The sequence below is a fragment of the Streptomyces sp. NPDC107562 genome, from assembly GCF_055657325.1.
The window spans coordinates 81,607-104,357 of sequence record NZ_JBVKBE010000001.1 but is presented as its reverse complement, the minus strand read 5'-3'; the positions used below and the strand labels follow the sequence as shown (position 1 = coordinate 104,357).

Sequence of the window (22,751 nt, the reverse complement as noted above, 5' to 3'; positions counted from 1 at the left end):
CCGCGCCAAGGTGGTGTGACACCGTGGTGTTTGAGTTCCCTGAGCCTCGTGACGCACGCCGCCGAGGCGGCGGACGACCCGGCGATCCTGACCGCCTTCCTCGTGCTCGCCCATGTGGCGGTGAGCCTTCCGGTCGTCGCTCCGGGTGTCGCCTCGTCGTGGCTCGGTGTGTGGTCGGCGTTCTCCTGGTCGTCAGCCTATGCAGATCCTTCCCTGGCTGGTCACCGGCGTGTGGCAGACGATTGACCTACGCGAACTCACACCCCCTTGTGACGGAGATCATCATGACTGTCTGGTTCATCACCGGCGCCTCCCGCGGGTTCGGCCTCGAACTCGCCCGCCAGGCACTGGAGCGCGGCGACAGGGTCGTGGCCACCGCCCGGCGGCCCGAGGGCCTGGAGCAGGCGCTGCCCGGTCACGGCGACCGTCTGCTGGCCCTGCCCCTGGACGTCACGGACGAGGCGCAGGCGGCCTCGGCCGTGCGCGCCGCCACGGAGGCGTTCGGCGGCATCGACGTCCTGGTCAACAACGCCGGTCGCGGTGTGCTGGGTGCCGTCGAGGAGACGTCCGACGCCGCCGCCCGCGGCGTGTTCGACACCAACGTCTTCGGCCTCCTCAACGTGACGCGCGCCGTGCTCCCCGTGATGCGCCGGCAGAGCCGTGGACACGTGATCAACCTCAGCTCCATCGGGGGATTCAACGGTGTGGCCGGCTTCGGTGTGTACTGCTCCACGAAGTTCGCCGTCGAGGGCCTGTCCGAGGCGCTGCACCAGGAGGTCTCGCCGCTGGGGCTGAAGGTGACGGTCGTCGAGCCCGGATACTTCCGCACCGACTTCCTGGACGGCACCAGCCTGCACGTCGAGGAGCGGGTCATCGGCGACTACGCGGCCACGGCCGGCGCCGTGCGCGGAGCTGTGCCCGGCCTCAACCACGCCCAGCCGGGCGACCCGGTGAAGGGCGCGACGGCGATCCTCGCGATCGCCGACGCCGAGGAGCCGCCGCTGCGGGCTCAGCTCGGCAGCGACTGCGCCGGGGCGATGGAGCAGAAGATCACCCAGCTGGACCGGGAGGCCCGTGCCTGGCGGCACCTGGCGCTCTCCACGGACCACGAGGACGTCGCGGTGCGGAGCTGATCCGCTCACGCAGGAACGCGCGGTCGGGCGCGCGGTGGAAGTGATCGATGAGGAGTGGCACATGACCCAGCTGGGCGACTATCTCCGTGCGTGCCGGGCACGGATCCGCACGGAGGACGTGGGCCTGCCCGCCGTCGGCCGGCGGCGGGTACCGGGCCTGCGCCGGGAGGAACTGGCTTCTCTCGCCGGGATCAGCGTGGACTACATCGTGCGTCTCGAACAGGGCCGCGTGAAGTCCGCCTCCCCGACGGTCCTCCTGTCGCTGGCCGAGGCGCTGCAGTTGCGGGCGGACGAGAAGGAGTACCTGCTGCGGGTCGCGGCGGAGGACGCCACGGTGCCCGAGAGGTTCCGGCCCGCGGCTCCGCGCCGGCAACAGGTCTCCCCCGGCACCCGGGTGCTCCTGGAGAGCCTGGTCAACGTCCCGGCGCTGGTCCTCGGACGACGGATGGACGTCCTCGCCTGGAACGAGCTGGGAGCGGCCTTGTTCACCGACTTCGCCGAGTTGCCGCAACGCCAGCGCAACCACATCTGGCTGACGTTCCTGCATCCGCGGGTGCGCGGCATGTACGAGAACTGGGCGAAGGTCGCGCAGGAGTGCGTCGCGTATCTGCGGATGGACGCGGCACGGTATCCGGACGATCCCGAACTCGCCCAGCTCGTCGGGGAACTGTCCCTCAAGGACGACGACTTCGGCTCCTGGTGGTCCGGCCACCGGGTGCGGGCCCAGCGGCAGGGACGCAAGAAGTTCCGGCACCCGATCGCGGGCGAGCTCGACCTGGACTTCCAGGTCCTGGACGTCCGGGGCGCAGCCGACCAGTCGCTGCTGGTGTACACGGCGGAACCGGGCTCCGGCACGGCCGAGGCCCTGACGTTCCTGGCCAACTGGGTCACCACGCGCGGGCCTGCCGCCGCCCCCCACCCCAGCCACAACACGGAGGCCTGACCGCCCGGAAGCGGCGGCCGTCACGGTGGTGGTGTGTCGGTGTGAGAGGTGTGGCCGCCGTGGGGAGTTCACACTGTCGTTGTGACGCGCGCCGCGACTCGGGCTTTCGGGTTGTGCGGGGCGACGGCGCACCGTGCCGCAGCCGCCACCGTGGCGACAGGCCCTAGCCTCGGGCGCATGGTTGCGCATCGCATGGTCGACGTGAACGGCGTCCGGCTGCACATCGCCGAGGAGGGCGCCGGCCCCCTGGTGGTCCTTCTGCACGGCTTCCCGGAGTCCTGGCACTCCTGGCGCCACCAGTTCGCTCCGCTGACCGCCGCGGGCTTCCGGGTGGTCGCCCCCGACCAGCGTGGTTACGGCCGCAGCGACCGTCCCGAGGACGTCGCCGCGTACAGCATCCTGCACCTGGTCGGCGACGTGGTGGGCCTGATCCGCGCTCTCGGCGAGGAGCGGGCGTACGTCGTCGGCCACGACTGGGGCGCGCCGGTCGCCTGGCACACCGCCCTGCTGCGGCCGGACCTGGTGCTCGGGGTGGCCGGTCTCAGCGTGCCCCCTCCCTTCCGGGGCCCGGAGCCGCCGCTCGTCACCATGGAGAAGAGGTTCGGCGGCCGCTTCTACTGGAACTGGTTCAACCGTCCCGGTGTCGCCGACGCCGAGTTCGCCGCCGACACCCGCACCGCGTTGCGGAAGTTCATCGCCTCGGCCTCCGGCGACGCTCCCGGCGAGGTCGAGCAGCCGCTGGTCGACCTGGAGCGGGGCTGGCTCGCGACCATGCCGGATCCCGGCACGCTGCCCGAGTGGTTCACCGAGGACGATCTGGACGCGCTCACCGAGAGCTTCCGCGGCGGCTTCACCGGCGCGCTCAACTGGTACCGCAACCTGGACCGCAACTGGGAACTGACGGCCCCCTGGGGCGGCGCGGTCGTCACCCCTCCCTCCCTGTACGTCTACGGCGACCGCGACCCGGTCCCCGCCTTCCCCGGCACTCCCGACCTCATCGCGCGGCTTTCGGACCTGATGCCCGGACTGCGGCGCGAGCCGATCAGGCTGGCCGGCTGCGGCCACTGGACCCAGCAGGAACGCCCGGCCGAGGTGAACGCCGCGCTCGTCGAGTTCCTCACGGCCCTCGCCTGAGCCCGCGCAGGCACCGATCCGCGCCGCGCTGCCCGCCATACGGGTGCCGACACGCGCACCGCCTGGGCCCGGCACACGCGGGGCGAGTATTGCTTGCTCATGAGTTTCGATCTCCTGAGCGCGCGCGAGGGACGGCGGCCGTTCTGGATCGCCGGGCCGCTGGCGCTGATCGCGGTCATCACCCTCGTCGACGTGCTGACCCCGCCGCAGATCCGGCTCAGCCCCTTCCTCGTCGTGGCGCCGGCGATCACCGCCTCCTTCTCCGGCGCCCGGCTCACCGCGGCCGTGGCGGCCCTGGCCCTGGGCGCCGAGGTCGCCGTCGACATGACCGAGGGACCGCCCGCCCTCAACCAGAGCGTGGCCACCCTCGCCCTGGCGGCCGTCTCGGCTCTCGTGGTCTTCTTCGCCTACCTGCGCGACCAGTACGCACGCCACTACCGCCACGTACGCTCCCTGGCACTGACCGCGCAGAAGGCGGTGCTCCGGCCGCTGCCCGAACATGCCGGCCCGCTGCACATCGCCTCCGTGTACCTCGCGGCCGAGGCCGAGGCGGTCATCGGCGGTGACCTGTACGCCGTCGCCCGCAGACCGCACAGCACCCGGCTCATGATCGGCGACGTGCGGGGCAAGGGCCTCGACGCCGTCGGTGAGGCCGCCCTCGTGCTCGGGGCGTTCCACGCCACGGCCCACCGCGAACCCGACCTGCCGACGCTCGCCGCGGCCCTGGACGGCGCGCTCGCCGCGAGCCCCGGCCCCCTGGACCGCGCAACCGGGGAGGACTTCGTCACCGCGCTGCTGCTCGACGTCCCCGACGACGCCGGCCCGGTCAGCTGCCTGTCCTGCGGTCACCCCGCGCCGCTCGTCGTCCGCGGCGGCCTGCCCGTGGAGCCCGCGCTGCCCGACCCGGCGCCGCCGCTCGGGCTGGGCCTCGCGACCCTGTACGCCCGCACCGGGACCTTCGCCCTGGGCCCGGACGACATCGTGCTGTTGTGCACCGACGGCGTCCTCGAAGCCCGTGACCGGGCCGGGACGTTCTATCCCCTGCCCGACCGCATCCGCACCTGGCCCGGCGGCGACCCGCAGTCGCTCGTCTCCTGTCTCCGCGGCGACCTGCTGCACTACACCGGCGGCGGAAACCTCGGCGACGACGCCGCGCTCCTCGCGTTCCAGCGACGCGATCCCCCGGCACAGGCGCCGGCACCGGCGCGCGAAGGCCTGGCATGAGGTACGGCGGTGCGCGGTCCGCAGTCGGCGAGGCGCCGCCTCCCGAGCCGGAATTTTCGGCCGCGCGCGGGTTGAGGGGGCCGAAGGAGGTCAGAGTGGAGACGACGTACTACGACCACGGAACGCCGGCCGAGCGCTGGGACCGCGCACGGATGTTCTTCGACGCCAAGGAGTACACGACGGCGGCGCGCATCCTGGACGGGCTGGTCGAGGAGGTGCCGGAGCAGACGGGACCGCGGCTGCTGCTGGCCCGCGCCTACTACCACTCGGCCCAACTGCGGCGCGCGGAGGACCAGTTGCGCATCATCGTGGAGCGCGACCCGGTGGAGCAGTACGCCCGCCTGATGCTGGGCCGTACGCTCGAACGCCAGGGCCGGCAGACGGAGGCGGAGCCGCATCTGCGGATCGCCTCCGCGCTCGCGGGCGACTTCGACGAACGCGTCTGACCGGCGCGAGCGCCCCCGACGCCGACGACGGCCCGGCCTCCGTCCGAGAGGCCGGGCCGTCGTTCATCCGGCGGCCGCCTCGTCGGTGGCCCCTCCGCCGGCGGCGTACGTCCGCCGCCCCCGCCGGTGCGCGATCTCGCCCAGGATCACGTCCACCAGGAGGAACGCGGCCAGCGGTATGCCGAGCAGCGGCACGAAGTAGCCCACGACGGCGACCACGGCCAGCAGCGGCACCAGGATCTGCGGCGGGACCTGCGCCCAGGCGCCCCGTGGGATCGGCCGGCCGAACGCGGACCCGCGGCCGCGCTGCCACCACATGCGGTAGCCGAGCACGATGAGCGTGATCAGGGACAGCGCGAGCAGCATGAGGGCGATCTGGTTCACCAGCCCGAACAGCACGCCGGTGTGCAGGTCGATGCCCCACCGGGTGAGCTTCGCGAGCAGCGGGTAGTCGGCGAACCGCAGCACGTCGGTGACCTCGCCGGTGGCCGGGTCGACGGCGACCGAGTCCTGCTTGCCGGGCCAGCCGCGCTCCACCTGCTTCACCACGTACGCCGAGCTCGCGTCGGCCGGCGGAACGATCTCGACGGGGTCGCCCAGCCCCTCAGCCCGGGCGGCGGCCAGCACCTTGTCGAGACCGACACCGTGCTCACCGGACCCTCCGGTCCCCGCCGCCGCGCCGTGGCCGCCGTGGTCGCCGCCCGCCGAGGCCGACACGGACGGCGTGGAGTGGCCGAGGGAGGTGCGCAGTTCGTCGATGTTCGCGCCGGCGTACGTCGACCAGGTCAGGCCGGTCGCCGACAGGAAGAGGAAGCCGATCCCGGCCCAGACGCCGATCGTCCCGTGCAGGCCGAGGGAGCGGCGCCGGCCGGTGGTGCCGCGCACCTTGCGCCGCGCGCGGCGGCGGGAGAACCACAGCACCAGGCCCCCGGCGGCGATCACCCACAGCCAACTCGCGGCCAGTTCGCTGTAGAGGCGTCCGCTGTCACCGAGGTGCAGGTCGCGGTGGAACTCGTCGATCCAGGTGCGCAGCGGCAGTGCCCCGGTGGAGCCGTACTGCTCCAGGGCGCCTCGCACCTTCCCGGTGTACGGGTCGACGAACACGGCGAGCGTGTGGTCCTCGTCGATGCCGGGCACCCCGGAGAGCATGACGCGCGTGGTGGCGTCGTCCTCCGGCGCGGGCCGGACGGCGGCGACCGTTCCCTCGGGGTGGGCCTCGCGGGCGGCGGCCACCTGCGCGGACATGGGCAGTTCGGTGCCGCCGACCGCGGGGACGGTCATCTCGTCGGCGTACACGATCTTCTCGGCCTGGAAGGAACCGGCGTACAGGAGACCGGTGGTGGCCGCGACGAGCAGGAAGGGGGCGACGAGGAGTCCGGCGTAGAAGTGCAGGCGCAGTACGAGCGGGCGCAAGGGCGCCCACAGGCTCGGTTTCGGCGGCGGCGCGGCGGGCTGCGGGGGCGCGTCCGTGCTGGTCGGGGGAGCGGTGGTCATGGGAACTCCGGGGAGGGGGGACGATTTTCGGCCGTAGCGGTCCAGTAGTCGGGCTGGGGGCGCGGGGAGTTCCCGGAGATATGAGTGGCCCGCGTCACACGACGGAGGGTCATGACATCCTGGCCCCATGTCGACACCCCGTGACCGTATGCCGCTCGCCCAGCAGGTCGAGCAACTCCTCGCCACGGAGGGCCCGTTGCCGATCGTCGCGGCCGGCGACCCGGTGCTGCGCCGGCCCGCCGAGCCGTTCGAGGGCCAGCTGGAGCCGGCGCTGCTGGCGCGGTTCGTCGAGGCGCTGCGCGTCACCATGCACGCGGCGCCGGGTGTCGGGCTGGCGGCACCCCAGGTCGGCGTGCCGCTGCGGATCGCGGTGATCGAGGACCCGGCTCCGGTGCCGGAGGAGGTCCGGCTGGCGCGTGGGCGGGTGCCGCTGCCGTTCCGGGTCCTGGTGAATCCGTCGTACGAGCCGGCCGGCGCGGCGCGGGCCGGGTTCTTCGAGGGCTGTCTGAGCGTGCCGGGCTGGCAGGCGGTGGTGGCCCGGCCGACCCAGGTGCGGCTGACCTGCTCGGACGAGCGCGGCCGTGCGGTGGACGAGGTGTTCGCCGGGTGGCCCGCTCGGATCGTTCAGCACGAGACGGACCACCTGGACGGCGTGCTCTACGTCGACCGCGCCGAGCTGCGCTCCCTGTCCGCGAACGGGGCGGTGGCACAGCGCTGGGCGCAGCCGACGCCCGCGGAGGCGGCGCGGGAGCTGGGCTTCGCGCTGCCGGAGTGAGGGGAGCCGCTCGACGCGGTGCGGTGCTGCCCCGCTTGCTCAGTTGTCGCGGTAGCTCTCCAGCAGCCGCAGCCACACCTCGCTGATCGTCGGGTACGACGGCACCGCGTGCCACAGCCTGCTCAGCGGCACCTCGGCGGCGATGGCGACGGCGGCCGAGTGGATCAGCTCCGCCACGCCCGGGCCCACGAAGGTCACTCCCCGCAGGATCTCGCGCTCCACGTCGACGACCATCCGGGCGCGCCCGCGGTAGCCGTCGGCGTACAGGCCCGCCCCGGCGACCGAGGAGAACTCGACGTCCACCGCGCGGACGCGATGGCCCGCCCGCTCGGCCTCCGCCAGGGAGAGCCCGGCGGACGCCGCCTCCGGGTCGGTGAAGACGACCTGCGGTACGGCCGCGTGGTCGGCGGTGGCGGCGTGCGCGCCCCAGGCGCCGGAGTCCAGGGCGCGCTCGCCGGCGGCACGCGCCGCGATGGCGGCGCCCGCGATCCTCGCCTGGTACTTGCCCTGGTGGGTCAGCAGCGCACGGTGGTTGACGTCGCCGACGCCGTAGAGCCAGTCGGAGCCGGTCACCTGGAGGCTGTCGTCGACCTTCAGCCAGGAGCCCGGCTCCAGGCCGACGGTGTCGAGGCCGATGTCGTCGGTGCGCGGCGCGCGGCCGGTGGCGAAGAGGATCTCGTCGGCCTCGATGCGGTCGCCCTGGTCGGTGACCACGACGACGGTGCCGTTCTCGCGGGTCACCGACGCGACCGAGACGCCGGTGCGGAGGTCCGCGCCGGCCTCGGTGAGCGCCTCCGCGACCATTTCACCGGCGAAGGGCTCCATCCGGTTCAGCAGGCCCTTGCCCCGTACCAGGACGGTCACGCGGGAGCCGAGGGCCTGCCAGACGGTGGCCATCTCGGTGGCGACCACGCCGCCGCCCACCACGACGAGCCGGGCGGGCACCTCCTGGGAACTGGTCGCCTCCCTGCTGGTCCAGGGCCGGACGTCGGCGAGCCCCGGCAGGTCGGGCAGTTCGGCGCGGCTGCCGACGCAGACGGCGACGGCGTGCCGTGCCGTGAGGGTGGTCTCCTCGCCGTCGGGGCCGGTGACGACGACCGTGCGCGGTCCGGCGAGGCGGCCGTGACCCCGGTGGAGGTCGGCGCCGATGCCGTCGAGCCAGGCGACCTGGCCGTCGTCCTTCCAGTGCGAGGTGTAGTAGTCCCGGTGGGCGAGCACCGCGGTCACGTCGAGGTCCCCCTGCACCAGCCCGCTCAGCCCCGGCACCCGGCGGGCGTCCGCGCGGGCGGTGACCGGGCGCAGCAGGGCCTTGCTGGGCATGCAGGCCCAGTAGGAGCATTCGCCGCCGACCAGTTCGCTCTCGACGATCGCCGTGGTCAGGCCGGCCGCGCGGGTGCGGTCGGCGACGTTCTCGCCCACCGGTCCGGCACCGAGCACGACGACGTCGTAGGCGGTGGATTGCTTTTCCGTCATGGGGGTCAGTCTGGTGGGTGGTGTGGCGCGTGGCCACATGGGTACGCGCGCCGTTACATGATCGATCGGGCGCCCGGAATACCCGGCGGTCCGACCGTGTTGTGCCGACGGCTTCGCCCCCACCCCAGGAAGTAGGGATCACGCCATGAGCCAGACAGTTGAGCTCACCAAGGACAACTTCGACCAGACGGTCACGGACAACGAGTTCGTCCTGATCGACTTCTGGGCGTCCTGGTGCGGGCCGTGCCGACAGTTCGCCCCGGTGTACGAGAAGGCCGCGGAGGACAATCCGGACCTGGTCTTCGGCAAGGTGGACACCGAGGCGCAGCCGGAGCTGGCCGCCGCCTTCGGCATCCAGTCGATCCCGACGCTGATGATCGTGCGCGACCGGGTGGCGGTGTTCGCGCAGCCCGGCGCCCTGCCCGAGGCGGCCCTCACCGACGTCATCGGCCAGGCCCGCAAGCTGGACATGGACGAGGTCCGCAAGGCGGTCGCCGAGCAGCAGGCGCAGGAGGGCGAGGCGCAGTAGGGCGGTCGTCCGGCGCCGGCCGGTCGAGGCAGCCGGCCGCGCCGCCGAAGTCAGCTGGAGTCGCGGTGCACCACCGAGGCGCCCAGCACCTCGTGGCTCTCGGGTGCGGCGCCCGGGTCACGGACCGCGCGGTCGACCAGTTCCGCGAGGTACCGGCCGGACGGCAGCTCGATGTGGACAGTGCTCAGGCGCGGTCTGAGCAGCCGGCCCAGCATCAGGTCGTCCGCGCCGATCACCGCCGTGTCCTCGGGGATCCGTATCCCCTCGTCCTGCAGGGCGCGCATCAGCAGCATCGCGTACTCGTCGTTGTACGTGAACACCCCGTCGAGACCGAGCCGGCGCCAGCGCGTGGCGAGGTGTGCGGCCGCCTCCTCGTCGTAGGCGAGGGGCAGTTCGGAGACGACGGCGCCGGTGCCGTGCAGTGCCTGCCGTACACCGGCCAGTCGCGGTCCTGAGTAGGCCTCCAGGCCGGGTTCCGCGGGCGCGACGACGCCGATCCGGCGGCGGCCGCGTTCGAACAGATGGCGACCGGCCGCCCAGCCGACGGCCGCGTGGTCCATGAGCAGGGCGTGCGCGCCCTCGACGGCCGCGGGACCGAGGCTGACGACCGCCCGGGCCCCGGAGCGCTTGAGGACCGCCACGCCCTGCGGGCCGAGGCCCTGTCCGGGCGCCAGCACGGCGACCGGCCGCAACTCGGCCCAGGCGCGGGCGGCTTCGTCGCCGTGCAGGCCGAGCGTGCCGTACTGCACGACGGTGTAGTCGAGGCGGCTCAGGGCCCATTGGAGCTCGTTGATGAACTGCGCGTGCAGCGGCCCCGCGGGGATGGCCGGGGAGGGCATCAGGACCATCCGGCTGTGCCCGGCGCGCAGGCTGCGGGCGGCCGCGTGCGGGACGTATCCGAGTTCCTTCGCGGCCTCGTGGACCCGGCGGCGCGTGGGTTCGCTGATCCGTACCGCACTGGTGTTGTTGAGGACGTACGAGACGGTCGCACGGGAGACGCCTGCCAGGCGGGCCACATCGGCGCTCGTGGGCACCGAGCGCTGCGCGGGCGTCGCGGACGCGGGCGTGTTCGGTATCTGCACCATGACGTACCGCATCCTGGCAGAGGCGGCGGCACGGGTGGCGGGCGGGGGAACGTGCTCCCGCCTTCAACCAACGCGGGCGTGCCGGGGTTGCCGGACGAGCCGGCCGCGGCTCAGCAGGGTGGCCCGGTACAGGGCTGCTCGGCGGTGCCGGGCCACTCGGTCAGGTCCCCCGCGGGCGGGCACTCGGTCCGCGTGATGCGCGCCACCAGGTCCACCCAACCCGCCTCCAGCCGCTCCAGCGGCATGTCGCAGCGCTTGGTCAGGTGGTGGACCACGGCCGGATCGAGGTAGCTCAGCAGGGTCTGGGCGAGCAGGGCGCAGTCCGCGTCGGGCACCACCTGCCGCAGCAGCAGGAGCAGGTGCTGGTGGACCAGCTGCCGGGGCGCCGCGCTGTGCCGGCGGTCGGGGGTCCCCTCGGCCGCGAGCTGGAGGTCCAGCTGCTCCAGCGACCGGCGCAACGAAGCACAGCCGAACGCGCGCAGCCGCTCCACGGGCGGCGCGCCGGGCCCCAGCGGCGGCGGCCCGCCGAGGAACGCAGCCTGGAACTTCTTCTCCGAGTGGTCGAGCAGCGCCGTCAGCAGACCGACCCGGTCCCCGAAGCGGCGGAAGACCGTGCCCTTGCCCACCGAGGCGGCCGTGGCCACCGCCTCCATGGTCAGCGCCGCCGCGCCGTGCTCCGCGACCAGGTGGCCGGCGGCCTCCAGCAGGCGGGCTCGGTTGCGCGCGGCGTCCGCGCGCAGGCACTGCTCCTCGACCGACGGACCGAGTTCGAGGAGCTCGGGTGCGTCCAGCGGCTCACGGGACTCCGGGAAGGGCGGCAGGGAGGCGGACATGAAGACAGCGTAAAGCACGCGGAAGAAACTGGACCGCGGTCCGGTTAGGGTGATAGAAAACTAAGCGGACCCCGGTCCGGATACTCACCCCACGTTCCATCCCCCATGGAGTTGCCATGTCCGTACGCATCCTCGCCCTCGTCGGCAGCCTTCGCGCCGGCTCGCACAACCGCCAGCTCGCCGAGGCCGCCGTCAAGCTCGCCCCCGAGGGTGTCGACATCCAGCTGTACGAGGGCCTGGCCGAGATCCCCTTCTACAACGAGGACATCGATGTAGAGGGCACGGTCCCGGCCGCCGCCGAGCGTCTTCGAGCGGCCGCCGCCTCCGCCGACGCCCTGCTGCTGTTCACGCCGGAGTACAACGGCACCATCCCGGCCGTGCTGAAGAACGCCATCGACTGGCTGTCGCGCCCGTACGGCGCCGGCGCGCTCGGCGGCAAGCCGGTCGCCGTGGTCGGCACCGCCTTCGGCCAGTACGGCGGCGTCTGGGCCCAGGACGAGGCCCGCAAGGCGCTGGGCATCGCCGGCGCCACGGTGCTGGAGGACATCAAGCTCTCCATCCCGGGCTCCGTGACCCGCTTCGCCGAGGTCCACCCCGCGGACGACGCCGAGGTCGCCGCACAGCTCACGGAGGTCGTGGCGCGCGTGCACGGGCAGGCGGTGCCGCAGGCCGCCTGATCACCGGCCCCGCACCCGGCCGGCTCCGACCGCACGAGCGGGGGTCGGGGCCGGCCTTCCGCGTCTCCGGGGCCCGGCACCGACCTCAACTCCCTTACCTCAGCTCTTACTTCACGCCTTGACTAAAATGGTCCATACCTTTAGTTTCACCGGACGATACCTCCCCCCGTCCGCGCACTCGGCCGTCCTCAGGGTGAACGTGGCCCCGACCGACGCCACCTGACGAACCATCCACAGGGCGTCCGAGCGCGCGATGACGCGAACCCCCACCCAAGGAGCGTCGTCCAGCATGCGTATCTCCCACCTCAGACGTCCCGGTGCCCGGCGAAGCCTGATCGGCCGGTTCACGGCCCTCGCCGCCGCCTCCGCCGTCGTCACCGCCCTGTTCACCGCGAGCCCCGCCCAGGCCGCCGACGGCACCATCACCGGGCTCGCCGGAAAGTGCGTCGACGTGGCGGGCGCGAACAGCGCCAACGGCACCGCCGTACAGCTCTACGACTGCAACGGGACCGGCGCCCAGGTGTGGTCCAACCCGGGTGACGGGACCCTGCGGGCGCTGGGCAAGTGCCTGGACGTGGTCGAGCGCAGCACCGCCGACGGCGCGGCGGTCCAGCTGTGGGACTGCTCCGGCGGCGCCAACCAGCAGTGGGTCGTCACCGGGGCGCGGGACATCGTCAACCCGGCCGCGAACAAGTGTCTCGACGTGCGGGAGAACAGCAGCGCCAACGGCACCCGGTTGCAGATCTGGAGCTGCACCGGCGCGGCGAACCAGAAGTGGAACGCGCCCGCGAGCGGCGGAGGCGGCACCCCGAACGGATTCGTCGTCTCCGAGGCCCAGTTCAACCAGATGTTCCCGGGCCGGAACTCGTTCTACACCTACAGCGGACTCACCGCCGCCCTGAGCGCCTATCCCGGCTTCGCCAAGACCGGCAGCGACACCGTGCGCAAGCAGGAGGCCGCCGCGTTCCTCGCCAACGTCAACCACGAGACCGGCGGTCTCGTCCACATCGTGGAGCAGAACCAGGCCAACTACCCGCACTACTGCGACTGGGGCCAGTGGTACGGCTGCCCGGCCGGCCAGGCGGCCTACTACGGGCGCGGCCCGATCCAGCTGAGCTGGAACTTCAACTACAAGGCCGCCGGGGACGCGCTCGGCATCGACCTGCTCAACAACCCCTGGCTGGTGCAGAACGACTCGGCCGTGGCCTGGAAGACCGGCTTGTGGTACTGGAACACCCAGTCCGGCCCCGGCACCATGACCCCGCACAACGCCATGGTGAACAGCGCCGGTTTCGGCCAGACGATCCGCAGCATCAACGGCTCCCTGGAGTGCGACGGCAGGAACCCGGCCCAGGTGCAGAGCCGCGTCGACGCCTACCAGCGGTTCGCCTCGATTCTCGGGGTCTCCCCCGGCGGCAACCTCTACTGCTGACGGCGGCGCCGGACAAGGAGGTGTGATGCGCAACGCGAGACCCCTCGCCAGGGCCGTCCTCGGCGCGCTCGGCGCGATGGCGCTGCTGGTGGCCGTGCCGACGAGCGCCCACGCGAACGTTCTGCAACTGCTGCCGCAGAACGCCGACGGCCTCGAACAGACCTACTCCCCCGCGTACGACTACGACGGCGACGGCTGCTACGCCACCGCCGCCATCGGCGCCGACGGCACCCTCAACCCGGGCCTCAAGCTGGGCGGTGACGTCAACGGCCGTTGCCACGACCACGCGCAGCTGGCCAACGCCAACACGTATGCGCGCGCCAAGTGCAACAACGGCTGGTGTGCGGTGATGTACGCCAGCTACTTCGAGAAGGACCAGGTCACCCTCGGTCCGGCGGCCCTCGGGCACACCCACGACTGGGAACACGTCGTGGTGTGGGTCAACGACAACGAGGCCAAGTACGTGTCGGTCTCCCAGCACAACACCTATGAGGTGGCCGCCCGTTCGTCGATCCGGTTCGACGGCACCCACCCGAAGATCGTCTATCACAAGGACGGCATCGGCAGCCATTGCTTCCGGTTCGCCGGCGGCAACGACGAACCGCCGGAGAACGCCACGGGCGGCTGGTTCTTCCCGCGGCTCGTCGGCTGGAACGGCTACCCGGCCGGATACCGCGACAAGCTGATGGGCGCCGACTTCGGCGCGGCCACCATCAAGATCGACGACGGCGACTTCCAGTACGCCCTCGCCCACGCGATGCCTGCCCAGATCCCCTTCGACCCGAACGCCTGACACCCACGACGGCCGGCACCCCCGCGGGACAGCGAGGGCGCCGGCCGTCCTCGTACGCTCTCCCCCGACCCCGTTCCCCCGCGCGCCTCCTGACGTTACCGTTCGGTAGACCACACGTCCCGGAGGTGCCCCGCATGACGCTCGCCCCTTTCGCCGGTCTGGCGGAGACCGCCCGTGCGCTCGCCGACGGTGAGGTGACCTCGCGCGCGCTCGTCGAGGCGGCCCTGGCCCGGATCGAGGCGACGCAGGGCACCCTCAACGCCTTCCGGCTCGTGCGGGTCGAGGCGGCGCTCGCCGAGGCGGCGGCCGCCGACCGGGAACTGGCCGCCGGAGGGCGACGCCCGCTCCTCGGGGTGCCCGTCGCGGTCAAGGACGACATGGACGTGGCCGGCGAGCCCACCGCGTTCGGCTGCCCCGGCACGTTCGCCCCGGCCGCCGAGGACTGCGAGGCGGTACGGCGACTGCGCGCCTCCGGCGCGGTGATCGTCGGCAAGACCAACACCTGCGAGCTCGGGCAGTGGCCGTTCACCGAGGGGCCCGCGTTCGGCGCGACCCGCAACCCCTGGAGCACCGGGCACACACCGGGCGGTTCGTCGGGCGGCTCGGCGGCGGCGGTCGCGGCGGGTCTGGTGCCGGCCGCGCTCGGCTCGGACGGCGCCGGTTCGGTGCGCATACCGGCGTCGTGGACCCATCTGATCGGCATCAAGCCGCAGCGCGGGCGCATCTCGACCTGGCCGCGCGGCGAGTCCTTCCACGGCATCACGGTCAACGGCACCCTGGCCCGCACGGTCTCGGACGCCGCCCTGCTGCTGGACTCCGCCCGCGGCAACCACGCCCGGGACCCCCACCGCCCGCCCGCGGTCGACGTGTCGGCCGCGGTGGGCCGTGATCCCGGCCGGCTGCGCGTGGCCCTCGCGCTGAAGCCGCCGTTCACGGCGGTGCCGGCCCGCCTCCACCCCGAGATCCGCGCCCGCGTCGTCGAACTCGCCGAGAGACTGGCCGCGTCGGGGCACACGGTCGAGGAGGCCGACCCGCCCTACGGCCGGATCGGGCTGACCTTCGTGCCGCGCGCCACGGCCGGTGTCGCGGACTGGGTCCGTGAGGCGCCCGACGCCGCGCTGCTCGACCCGCGCACCCGGGACGCCGCGCGGCTCGGCCGGCTGCTCGGCGGGGCGCCGCTGCGGGCGGCCCGGCGCGCGGAGTCGGCGCTGCACCGCCGTATCGGCGCCTTCTTCTCGTCGTACGACGTGATCCTCGCGCCGACCACGGCGGCTCCCCCCTTGCGGATCGGTGCCATGCTGCGGCTCGGCGGGCTGGCCACCGACCGCGCGATGATCGCCGCCTGCCCCTACGCCTGGCCGTGGAACGTGCTGGGCTGGCCCGGTGTGAGCGTCCCGGCGGGCTTCGTCACCGGCGGTCTGCCGGTCGGTGCCCAGTTGCTGGGCCCCGCGCACAGCGAACCGCTGCTCGTCTCGCTCGCCGCGCAGTTGGAGGCGGACCTGCGCTGGCACGAGTTGCGGCCGCCGGACCCGGCCGCCTCGGAGTCCCCTGCGGCATAAGGGGGTTCGCCCGCCCCTTGGCCAGGGCTTCACAGCCGCCCGTTACGGTGACCCCGTGACTGCCTTCACGGACGAGAACGTCCCGGGCCGCTTCGGCCCCACCGCCACCACCCAGTGCGACCCGCGCAAGGTCGGCCGGGTGCGCACCGAGTACTCGCCCGCGCACGACGGCGACCCCGATCCCGGGGAGATCGTGTGGACGTGGGTGCCCTACGAGGAGAACGACGGGCGGGGCAAGGACCGGCCGGTGCTGGTGGTGGCCCGGGAGGCGGGGGGCACGTTCCTCGCGGTGCAGTTGTCCAGCAAGCGGCACGACGGCGACCGGGAGTGGGTCGCCATCGGGAACGGGCCCTGGGACCGGTCGGGGCGGGACTCCTGGGTGGATGTGGACCGGGTGCTGCGGCTGCACGAGGCGGGCATGCGCCGCGAGGCGTGCGCCCTGGACCGGATGCGCTTCAACGCGGTCCGGCACCGGCTGCGCGAGCGCTACGGCTGGACCTGACCTTCCGGGAACGTGCGTTCGAAGGCGCGGCGGGTCACTGCCCCCGTCGTACGGTCCAGCACACCGAAGACCATATGCGCGAACCGCCCCGAGAACCGCCCGTCCGGCCCCAGCAGGTCCCGGAAGGCGCCGGCGACCTGGGCGGGATCGTTCTGGAAGACGCCGCAGCCCCAGGCACCCAGGACCAGCCGCCGGTGGCCGTGGTGGGCCGCGACCTCCAGGACGCGCTCGGCGCGGGCGGCGAGGGCGCGTGGCAGGTCGGCCGCCCGCTCGGGTGCCGTGCGGCGCACGACCCCGGCGTTGGGCGCGGCCGCCGTGAGGAATCCGGCCGTGAACGGCTCGTCGAGCAGGCGGCCGCGGTCGTCGCGGAACACCGGGACGGCCGGCGAGTGAATCACCCGATCGGTGTAGAACGGGTCACGGTGGGTGCGGTGGTGGTCGTAGAACTCGGGGGCCCGCCGTAGGCAGGAGTACAGCGCGGAGGCCCGGCACAGGGCCTCCTCCTGCGCCTGCGCGCCGTTCAGGAAGCCGCCGCCGGGATTGCGCGCGGAGGCGAAGTTCAGCACCGCGGCGTCGCCGATCCGGCGGGCGGCCTCCAGGCTGCTCTCGCCCGTCACCTCGACGATCGTCTCCAGCGCGGGCGCCGCCGCGACCGGCACCGGACCGGGGCCGTGCATCCGGGTCGCGTCCCGCGCGGCGGCCACCGCCGCCGCGATGGAAACCGTACGCCCGTTCGACGCCTGGTAGGCGCCCACGGCCACGATCTCCTCGGTCTCACGCGCGATGCCACGCAGGCGCGCGCTCATGGCACCACCCCCGTGGGCGCCACGACCGCGCGCCCCGCGATCTCCCCCGTCGTGCTCATGAACGCATCGTGAGCGATGCTGGTCCTGCGGTGCAACAGAGTTTCCCCCGGCCCCGACGCGCGGGCATCCGGTCCGGGACGTCCGGAAGTGCACCCTTGTGCGAAGCGGGACAAGGGGCTTGGGTGGGACGGGTCTGTCGGTCCGACTTGCCGTTTGGCGGACCGGCGGCATGGTGGAATCTCAGGAGGATCCCGACATGTCCGACTCAGTCAGCGGCTGTACGGAACCGCGTACAGCCGTCACCGAACCCGAGGTGGAGGCCCTCGTCCGGGGCATCTGCTTCAAGACCGGACCGCCGCGCACCGTCGGCGTCGAAGTGGAATGGCTCGTCCATGAGCTGTGCGGTCCACAGCTCCCCGTCACACCCGAACGACTCGAAGCGGCCTACGCCGCACTGCGCTCCGTCCCCCTGAAGTCGGCGTTGACCGTCGAACCCGGCGGCCAGCTGGAGCTGAGTTCTCCGCCCGCCGCCTCCCTGATGGAGTGCGTGGAGACCGTCTCCGCCGATCTGGACGCCGTCCGCGCGACACTGCGCGAGCGCGGGCTCGGCCTCCTCGGCATCGGCCACGACCCGTGGCACTCCCCCCGCCGATTCCTGCGGGAGCCTCGCTACGAGGCGATGGAGACCTTCCTCGACCGCACCGGCCCGGCCGGTCGCGCCATGATGTGCACCTCCGCCTCGGTCCAGGTGTGCCTGGACGCCGGGCACGAGGAGCCCGGCCCGCTCGGCCATGTGCGGCGCTGGTGGCTGGCACACCATCTCGGCGCGGTCCTGCTGGCGGCGTTCGCCAACTCCCCGCTGGCCGGCGACGAACCCACCGGCTGGCAGTCCACCCGGCAGCTGCGCTGGGTCCAGATCGGCGCGGGCCGGGCGGGCGCGCCCGTGCTGGACGCCGATCCGCGCCGCGCCTGGGCCCGGCATGTGCTGGACTCCCAGGTGATGTGCGTGCGGCAGGACACCGGTCGCTGGCACGTGCCGGACGGCCTGACCTTCCGGGACTGGACCAGATCAGGGGCGCCCAGGCCGCCGACCTGGGACGACCTCGGCTATCACCTCACGACGCTGTTCCCGCCGGTCCGGCCGCGCGGCCATCTCGAACTGCGCATGATGGACGCGCAGCCCGGTGAGGACGGGTGGATCGTGCCGCTCGCGGTGACGACGGCCCTGTTCGACGACCCGGAGGCCGCGGAGGACGCGTACCGCACGGTCAAGCCGCTGACCGAACGCACCGGGGCCCTGCCCGCGCCGCACAACCCGCTGTGGCTCGACGCGGCCCGCCACGGGCTCGCCGACCCGGAGTTGCACGAGGTGGCCGTCGCCTGCTTCGCGGCGGCGCTGCGGGCGTTGCCGCGGCTCGGCGCGTCCACCGAGGTGACGGACGCCGTCGCCGCCTACCGGGACCGCTATGTCCTGCGGGGACGCTGCCCCGCCGACGATCTGCTCGAAGGGCGGCGCCGCGACGGCCGCCGCCCGCATGGGAAGGACCCGCGCACATGACCGACCCCGCCATCGACACCGAGACGGACAGCGAGATCGACAGCGAGGCCTTCCGGGAGCGCGCCCTGGACTCGCTGCTCGCCGCGCGGGACCGCACCACGCTGCTCACCAGCTGTGTCGAGGAACCCGACCTGACCGCCCAGCACTCGCCGCTGATGTCCCCGCTGGTGTGGGACCTCGCGCACATAGGCAACCAGGAGGAGCTCTGGCTGCTGCGCGCGGTCGCGGGCCAGGAGGCGATACGACCCGAGATAGACAGCCTGTACGACGCCTTCGAGCACCCGCGCGCGGAGCGGCCCACCCTGCCGCTGCTGGCACCCGGCGAGGCCCGCCGGTACGCGGCCGAGGTGCGCGGCCGGGCCCTGGACGTGCTGGCCGGCACCGCGTTCCACGGCACCCGGCTCACGGAGGCGGGCTTCGCCTTCGGCATGATCGCGCAGCACGAACAGCAGCACGACGAAACCATGCTGATCACCCACCAGCTCCGCAGGGGGCCGCAGGCACTGCACGCCCCCGACCCGGAGCCCGTGCCGCTGTTCACCGGTCCTGCCGAAGTCCTGGTGCCGGGCGGCCCGTTCACGATGGGCACCTCCACCGAACCCTGGTCGCTGGACAACGAGCGGCCGGCGCACCGTCGCGAGGTGGCGTCCTTCTGGATCGACACCACCCCGGTGACGAACGGCGCCTACCTGGCGTTCATCGAGGACGGCGGCTACGAGGACGACCGCTGGTGGACCGCGGACGGCTGGGCGCACGTGCGCCGCACCGCCCTGAAGGCGCCGTTGTTCTGGCACCGGGACGGCGGGCAGTGGCTACGGCGCCGCTTCGGCGTCACCGAGGTGGTGCCGCCCGAGGAGCCGGTGCTGCACGTGTGCTGGTACGAGGCGGACGCCTTCGCCCGCTGGGCCGGACGCAGGCTGCCCACCGAGACCGAATGGGAGAAGGCCGCCCGCTTCGACCCGGCCACCGGCCGCTCCACGCGCTATCCGTGGGGCGACGCCGACCCGACGCCCGAGCACGCCAACCTCGGCCAGCGCCATCTGCGCCCGGCACCGGCCGGGAGCTACCCGAAGGGTGAGTCGCCGCTCGGCGTACGGCAGTTGATCGGTGACGTGTGGGAGTGGACGGCCAGCGACTTCCAGCCGTACCCCGGCTTCCAGCCGTTCCCGTACAAGGAGTACTCGGAGGTCTTCTTCGGGCCGGAGCACAAGGTGCTGCGCGGCGGGTCCTTCGCCGTGGACCAGGTGGCCTGCCGGGGCACCTTCCGCAACTGGGACTACCCGATCCGGCGGCAGATCTTCGCCGGCTTCCGCACGGCCCGCGACGGGGACGTCTGATGTGCCGTCACCTCGCCTACACCGGGCCGGAGGTGTCCCTCGGCACGCTGCTTGTGGAGCCCCCGTCGGGCCTGTACCGGCAGTCCTGGGCGCCCCGGCGGCAGCGGTACGGGACCGTCAACGCCGACGGTTTCGGGGTGGGCTGGTACGCGCCGGGCGACCCGCTGCCGGCCCGCTACCGGCGGGCCGGGCCCATCTGGGCCGATCTGTCCTTCGCCGACCTGGCGCGCGTCGTGCGCACCCGGACGCTGCTCGCCGCCGTGCGGGACGCGACCTTGGCGGGCGCCGACGCGGAGGCCGCGGCGGCCCCGTTCGCCGCGGGGTCCTGGCTCTTCAGCCACAACGGCGCGGTCCTGGGCTGGCCCCACTCGCTCGCCGAGGTCGCCCGGAGTCTGCCCCCCGTGGACCTGCTGTCCCTGGAGGCCCGCAACGACTCCGCGCTCGTCTGGGCGCTCGTGCTCGCCCGGCTGCGCGCCGGCGACGACCCCGGGCGGGCGCTGGCCGACACGGTTCCCGAGGTCGCGGCGGCGGCCCCGGGTTCCCGGCTGAACCTGCTGCTGACCGACGGCGCGTCCGTCGCCGCCACCACCTGGGGCGACTCCCTGTGGTACCTCCGCCCGCCGGGCGGCGGCACGGTCGTGGCCTCGGAACCGTACGACGACGATCCCCACTGGCACGAGGTGCCCGACCACACCCTGCTGGTGGCGAACGGCACCGACGTACAGCTCACCCCGCTCAAGGAGCCGAGCGACGCCTCGGCGGCCCCACCCTCGAAGGAGCCCCGCACGTGAGTCCGTTCCTTCTCACCCGCACCCTGCCCGAGGACGCCACGGAGGCCGCACTGCGCGCCGACGTCCTCAAGGGCCTGACGAGTTCGCCCAAGACCCTGCCGCCGAAGTGGTTCTACGACGCCCAGGGCAGCGAGCTCTTCGAGCGGATCACCGAACTGCCGGAGTACTACCCGACCCGGGCCGAGCGCGAGATCCTGCTCGACCGGGCCCCCGAGATCGCCGCGGCGAGCGGCGCGCGCACCCTGGTGGAGCTGGGTTCCGGCTCCTCGGAGAAGACCCGGCACCTGCTCGACGCGCTGACCGGGCTGCGCACCTACGTCCCGGTCGACGTCAGCGAGAGCGCCCTCACGCAGGCCGGTCAGGCGCTGGTCGCGGAGCGGCCCGGTCTGGACGTGCACGCGCTGATCGCCGACTTCACGGTGGCGCTGAAGTTGCCGGACACGCCGGGTCCGCGGCTGGTGGCGTTTCTCGGCGGCACCATCGGCAATCTCCTGCCGGACGAGCGCGCGGCGTTCCTCGCCTCGATCCGCGCCCTGCTCTCCCCCGGCGACGCGCTGCTGCTCGGCACCGACCTGGTCAAGGACGAGGAGGTGCTGGTCCGGGCGTACGACGACGCGGCGGGCGTGACGGCCGCGTTCAACAAGAACGTCCTGTCGGTCGTCAACCGTGAGCTGGGCGCCGACTTCGATCCCGGCGCCTTCGCCCACGTGGCCCGGTGGGACGCCGCGAACGAGTGGATCGAGATGCGGCTGCGCTCCCTGACCGCGCAGACCGTGAAGATCCCCTCCCTGGACCTCGCCGTCGACTTCGCGGCGGGCGAGGACCTGCGCACCGAGGTGTCGGCGAAGTTCCGCAAGGAGCGGGTGCGCACCGAACTGGCCACCGCCGGACTGGAGTTGTCCCACTGGTGGACGGACGGCGAGGGCAGGTTCGCGCTGTCGCTGAGCACCGCCGGCTGATCAGCCGAGGGGGACCGCCAGCGCCTCGGTGATCCGCCGTGAGGCGCGGCGGGCCTCCGCGTCCGGGTCGGCCCCGGTGAGCACCCTGGTCATGTACTCCTTGATCGGGTTGTCCGCCTCGACGGCGGCCCATTCGGGCGTGCTGGGGGTCGCCCGCCCCTGCGCGGCACCCGCCGCCATGGCGGCGACCCCCTCCTCGCCGGCGACGGCCGCGGCGAGCGTCGTCTTGTTGGGCACGTAGTTCATGGCGCGGGCCAGTTCGGTGTTCCACTTGGCGCCGGTGAGTTCCTCGACGACGGTGACGGCGCCGTCGCGCTGGTCGGTGCGCTTCGGCACGACGAGGTCGGAGCCGCCGGTGAAGACGGCGCCGGGCTTGCCGGGTGACGTGCCGGGGACGGGGAAGAAGCCGAGTTCGCCGTCGAGTCCGGGGTTCTGCTGGACGATCGCGCGGGCCTGGCCCGGTACGGCCACGATCTGGGCGATCCGGCCCTTGGCGAACTCCTCCGCCTGCGGGGGGTGTTCCTCGTCGGCGTCGACCGGGCCGTCGCCGAGCGCCTGGAGCCGGCGGTAGAAGTCCATGCCGCGCTGGGCAGCCGGGGTGTCCAGGGTGCCGGTCCAGACGCCGCCGTTCTCCGTGGCGAGGTCGCCGCCCTCGTCCCAGATGAATCCGGAGAGCGTGTACCAGTCCTGTCCGGCCAGGTAGATCCCCTGGTGGTCGCCGGTGTCGAGCTTCTCGGTGACGGTGAGCCATTCCTCGCGCGTCTTCGGCGGGCCGTCGATCCCGGCCTGCTCGAAGAGGTCCTTGCGGTAGATGACGACGCGGTTGGCCGCGTACCAGGGGATCCCGTACTGGGTGGAGCGCTGCCGGCCCGGTTCGGCGAGGCCGGGCAGCCAGTCGCGCATGCCCCAGTCCCGCAACGACTCCAGCGTCAGATCGAGCAGTCCCCCGCCGTCGACGTACTGCGGGACCTGGGTGTTGCCGACCTCGATGACGTCGGGCCCCTCCGGGGACTCGGCCTCCAGCGCCGCCTGCACCTTCTCGCCGATACCGGTCCACTCCTGGATACGGATGTCGAGGTCGAGGTCCTCGTGGGTGCGCTCGAACTCCTCGGTGAACCGCTCCAGGAACTGCGCCGAGGCGCTGCCCTTCATCAGCCAGACGGTCACCGTGCGCCGTTCGGCCCCGCTCGACGGCACGAGTCCGCAGCCGCCGAGGAGGGACGCGCAGACGCAGGCGAGGGCAAGGAGTCGAAGCTTCACGGCGGTCC

The 22,751-nt window shown here is 73.1% G+C and carries 23 protein-coding genes; 17 read left to right on the top strand and 6 right to left on the bottom strand.

Annotated features, from left to right (window positions below; translation table 11 throughout):
- Positions 1-48 precede the first annotated feature (48 nt).
- The 6 genes from ACZ7LV_RS00470 (at position 49) to ACZ7LV_RS00445 (ending at position 4,880) form a co-directional block, all read left to right on the top strand.
- Positions 49-246 carry a hypothetical protein gene (locus ACZ7LV_RS00470; protein WP_471934588.1) on the top strand — a complete coding sequence of 66 codons (198 nt, stop codon included), beginning with the start codon at positions 49-51 and terminating at the stop codon, positions 244-246.
- Between the two features lie 38 nt (positions 247-284).
- Positions 285-1,133: an oxidoreductase gene (locus ACZ7LV_RS00465; protein ID WP_471934587.1), complete on the top strand. Its 849-nt coding sequence runs from the start codon at positions 285-287 to the stop codon at positions 1,131-1,133.
- A 61-nt stretch (positions 1,134-1,194) separates the two neighbouring features.
- Complete coding sequence (locus ACZ7LV_RS00460; protein WP_471934586.1) at positions 1,195-2,076, top strand: helix-turn-helix domain-containing protein; 882 nt, start codon at positions 1,195-1,197, stop codon at positions 2,074-2,076.
- Between the two features lie 177 nt (positions 2,077-2,253).
- Positions 2,254-3,210 (top strand): alpha/beta fold hydrolase, encoded by a 957-nt coding sequence (locus ACZ7LV_RS00455; RefSeq protein ID WP_471934585.1) that lies wholly within the window; start codon positions 2,254-2,256, stop codon positions 3,208-3,210.
- A 99-nt stretch (positions 3,211-3,309) separates the two neighbouring features.
- Complete coding sequence (locus tag ACZ7LV_RS00450; RefSeq protein WP_471934584.1) at positions 3,310-4,434, top strand: PP2C family protein-serine/threonine phosphatase; 1,125 nt, start codon at positions 3,310-3,312, stop codon at positions 4,432-4,434.
- Between the two features lie 95 nt (positions 4,435-4,529).
- Positions 4,530-4,880, top strand: coding sequence for a tetratricopeptide repeat protein (locus ACZ7LV_RS00445; RefSeq protein ID WP_471934583.1), 351 nt, complete (start codon positions 4,530-4,532; stop codon positions 4,878-4,880).
- A 63-nt stretch (positions 4,881-4,943) separates the two neighbouring features.
- Here the strand turns inward: ACZ7LV_RS00445 and ACZ7LV_RS00440 are convergent, their stop codons facing one another.
- Complete coding sequence (locus ACZ7LV_RS00440; RefSeq protein ID WP_471934582.1) at positions 4,944-6,374, bottom strand: PepSY-associated TM helix domain-containing protein; 1,431 nt, start codon at positions 6,372-6,374, stop codon at positions 4,944-4,946.
- Between the two features lie 127 nt (positions 6,375-6,501).
- On the opposite strand from ACZ7LV_RS00440, the gene ACZ7LV_RS00435 reads away from it, so the two are divergent.
- On the top strand, positions 6,502-7,149 hold the full coding sequence (locus tag ACZ7LV_RS00435; protein ID WP_471934581.1) for a peptide deformylase: 648 nt from the start codon (positions 6,502-6,504) through the stop codon (positions 7,147-7,149).
- Between the two features lie 39 nt (positions 7,150-7,188).
- Here the strand turns inward: ACZ7LV_RS00435 and ACZ7LV_RS00430 are convergent, their stop codons facing one another.
- Positions 7,189-8,622 carry a dihydrolipoyl dehydrogenase family protein gene (locus ACZ7LV_RS00430; protein ID WP_471934580.1) on the bottom strand — a complete coding sequence of 478 codons (1,434 nt, stop codon included), beginning with the start codon at positions 8,620-8,622 and terminating at the stop codon, positions 7,189-7,191.
- 145 nt (positions 8,623-8,767) lie between these two features.
- On the opposite strand from ACZ7LV_RS00430, the gene trxA reads away from it, so the two are divergent.
- A complete protein-coding gene (trxA, locus tag ACZ7LV_RS00425; RefSeq protein ID WP_471934579.1) occupies positions 8,768-9,151 on the top strand; it encodes a thioredoxin in 384 nt (127 codons plus the stop codon).
- 50 nt (positions 9,152-9,201) lie between these two features.
- Here the strand turns inward: trxA and ACZ7LV_RS00420 are convergent, their stop codons facing one another.
- Both ACZ7LV_RS00420 and ACZ7LV_RS00415 read right to left on the bottom strand, forming a co-directional pair.
- Entirely contained in the window at positions 9,202-10,236 is a 1,035-nt protein-coding gene (locus tag ACZ7LV_RS00420; protein WP_471934578.1) for a LacI family DNA-binding transcriptional regulator, read from the bottom strand.
- Positions 10,237-10,346: 110 nt separating this feature from the next.
- Positions 10,347-11,087: a TetR/AcrR family transcriptional regulator gene (locus tag ACZ7LV_RS00415; RefSeq protein WP_471934577.1), complete on the bottom strand. Its 741-nt coding sequence runs from the start codon at positions 11,085-11,087 to the stop codon at positions 10,347-10,349.
- 98 nt (positions 11,088-11,185) lie between these two features.
- Here ACZ7LV_RS00415 and ACZ7LV_RS00410 point away from each other — a divergent pair, with 98 nt between their 5' ends.
- From ACZ7LV_RS00410 to ACZ7LV_RS00390, 5 genes are all read left to right on the top strand, one after another.
- Complete coding sequence (locus tag ACZ7LV_RS00410; RefSeq protein ID WP_471934576.1) at positions 11,186-11,746, top strand: NAD(P)H-dependent oxidoreductase; 561 nt, start codon at positions 11,186-11,188, stop codon at positions 11,744-11,746.
- A 289-nt stretch (positions 11,747-12,035) separates the two neighbouring features.
- Positions 12,036-13,178, top strand: coding sequence for a glycoside hydrolase family 19 protein (locus ACZ7LV_RS00405; RefSeq protein ID WP_401666752.1), 1,143 nt, complete (start codon positions 12,036-12,038; stop codon positions 13,176-13,178).
- 25 nt (positions 13,179-13,203) lie between these two features.
- On the top strand, positions 13,204-13,971 hold the full coding sequence (locus ACZ7LV_RS00400) for an NPP1 family protein (protein WP_471934575.1): 768 nt from the start codon (positions 13,204-13,206) through the stop codon (positions 13,969-13,971).
- A gap of 134 nt (positions 13,972-14,105) precedes the next feature.
- Positions 14,106-15,530 carry an amidase gene (locus ACZ7LV_RS00395; RefSeq protein WP_471934574.1) on the top strand — a complete coding sequence of 475 codons (1,425 nt, stop codon included), beginning with the start codon at positions 14,106-14,108 and terminating at the stop codon, positions 15,528-15,530.
- 55 nt (positions 15,531-15,585) lie between these two features.
- Positions 15,586-16,032, top strand: coding sequence for a type II toxin-antitoxin system PemK/MazF family toxin (locus ACZ7LV_RS00390; RefSeq protein WP_401666745.1), 447 nt, complete (start codon positions 15,586-15,588; stop codon positions 16,030-16,032).
- Here ACZ7LV_RS00390 and ACZ7LV_RS00385 read toward each other — a convergent pair.
- Positions 16,017-16,838, bottom strand: a complete 822-nt coding sequence (locus ACZ7LV_RS00385; protein ID WP_471934573.1) for a TIGR02452 family protein — start codon at positions 16,836-16,838, stop codon at positions 16,017-16,019. The genes ACZ7LV_RS00390 and ACZ7LV_RS00385 overlap by 16 nt on opposite strands.
- A 256-nt stretch (positions 16,839-17,094) precedes the next feature.
- Here ACZ7LV_RS00385 and egtA point away from each other — a divergent pair, with 256 nt between their 5' ends.
- From egtA to egtD, 4 genes are read left to right on the top strand one after another with little or no spacing between them, the layout of a single operon-like run.
- Positions 17,095-18,396, top strand: a complete 1,302-nt coding sequence (gene egtA / locus ACZ7LV_RS00380; protein WP_471934572.1) for an ergothioneine biosynthesis glutamate--cysteine ligase EgtA — start codon at positions 17,095-17,097, stop codon at positions 18,394-18,396.
- Positions 18,393-19,733 carry an ergothioneine biosynthesis protein EgtB gene (gene egtB / locus ACZ7LV_RS00375; protein WP_471934571.1) on the top strand — a complete coding sequence of 447 codons (1,341 nt, stop codon included), beginning with the start codon at positions 18,393-18,395 and terminating at the stop codon, positions 19,731-19,733. Before egtA ends, egtB begins: the two co-directional genes overlap by 4 nt.
- A complete protein-coding gene (gene egtC / locus ACZ7LV_RS00370; RefSeq protein ID WP_471934570.1) occupies positions 19,733-20,524 on the top strand; it encodes an ergothioneine biosynthesis protein EgtC in 792 nt (263 codons plus the stop codon). Before egtB ends, egtC begins: the two co-directional genes overlap by 1 nt.
- Positions 20,521-21,483 (top strand): L-histidine N(alpha)-methyltransferase, encoded by a 963-nt coding sequence (gene egtD, locus ACZ7LV_RS00365; protein ID WP_471934569.1) that lies wholly within the window; start codon positions 20,521-20,523, stop codon positions 21,481-21,483. The genes egtC and egtD overlap by 4 nt, the downstream gene beginning before the upstream one ends.
- On the opposite strand, the gene ACZ7LV_RS00360 is transcribed toward egtD, so the two are convergent.
- On the bottom strand, positions 21,484-22,743 hold the full coding sequence (locus tag ACZ7LV_RS00360; protein WP_471934568.1) for an extracellular solute-binding protein: 1,260 nt from the start codon (positions 22,741-22,743) through the stop codon (positions 21,484-21,486). It lies immediately after the preceding gene.
- Positions 22,744-22,751: the final 8 nt, after the last annotated feature.

What these genes read in the sequence shown, in the direction of transcription:
- ACZ7LV_RS00455 (WP_471934585.1), top strand. Translation starts at nt 2,254, where the DNA reads ATGGTTGCGCATCGCATGGTCGACGTGAACGGCGTCCGGCTGCACATC.
- ACZ7LV_RS00460 (WP_471934586.1), top strand. Translation starts at nt 1,195, where the DNA reads ATGACCCAGCTGGGCGACTATCTCCGTGCGTGCCGGGCACGGATCCGC.
- egtB (WP_471934571.1), top strand. Translation starts at nt 18,393, where the DNA reads ATGACCGACCCCGCCATCGACACCGAGACGGACAGCGAGATCGACAGC.
- ACZ7LV_RS00410 (WP_471934576.1), top strand. Translation starts at nt 11,186, where the DNA reads ATGTCCGTACGCATCCTCGCCCTCGTCGGCAGCCTTCGCGCCGGCTCG.
- ACZ7LV_RS00435 (WP_471934581.1), top strand. Translation starts at nt 6,502, where the DNA reads ATGTCGACACCCCGTGACCGTATGCCGCTCGCCCAGCAGGTCGAGCAA.
- egtC (WP_471934570.1), top strand. Translation starts at nt 19,733, where the DNA reads ATGTGCCGTCACCTCGCCTACACCGGGCCGGAGGTGTCCCTCGGCACG.
- ACZ7LV_RS00400 (WP_471934575.1), top strand. Translation starts at nt 13,204, where the DNA reads ATGCGCAACGCGAGACCCCTCGCCAGGGCCGTCCTCGGCGCGCTCGGC.
- ACZ7LV_RS00420 (WP_471934578.1), bottom strand. Translation starts at nt 10,236, where the DNA reads ATGGTGCAGATACCGAACACGCCCGCGTCCGCGACGCCCGCGCAGCGC.
- ACZ7LV_RS00440 (WP_471934582.1), bottom strand. Translation starts at nt 6,374, where the DNA reads ATGACCACCGCTCCCCCGACCAGCACGGACGCGCCCCCGCAGCCCGCC.
- trxA (WP_471934579.1), top strand. Translation starts at nt 8,768, where the DNA reads ATGAGCCAGACAGTTGAGCTCACCAAGGACAACTTCGACCAGACGGTC.
- ACZ7LV_RS00450 (WP_471934584.1), top strand. Translation starts at nt 3,310, where the DNA reads ATGAGTTTCGATCTCCTGAGCGCGCGCGAGGGACGGCGGCCGTTCTGG.
- ACZ7LV_RS00405 (WP_401666752.1), top strand. Translation starts at nt 12,036, where the DNA reads ATGCGTATCTCCCACCTCAGACGTCCCGGTGCCCGGCGAAGCCTGATC.
- egtA (WP_471934572.1), top strand. Translation starts at nt 17,095, where the DNA reads ATGTCCGACTCAGTCAGCGGCTGTACGGAACCGCGTACAGCCGTCACC.
- ACZ7LV_RS00385 (WP_471934573.1), bottom strand. Translation starts at nt 16,838, where the DNA reads ATGAGCGCGCGCCTGCGTGGCATCGCGCGTGAGACCGAGGAGATCGTG.
- ACZ7LV_RS00465 (WP_471934587.1), top strand. Translation starts at nt 285, where the DNA reads ATGACTGTCTGGTTCATCACCGGCGCCTCCCGCGGGTTCGGCCTCGAA.
- ACZ7LV_RS00395 (WP_471934574.1), top strand. Translation starts at nt 14,106, where the DNA reads ATGACGCTCGCCCCTTTCGCCGGTCTGGCGGAGACCGCCCGTGCGCTC.
- ACZ7LV_RS00430 (WP_471934580.1), bottom strand. Translation starts at nt 8,622, where the DNA reads ATGACGGAAAAGCAATCCACCGCCTACGACGTCGTCGTGCTCGGTGCC.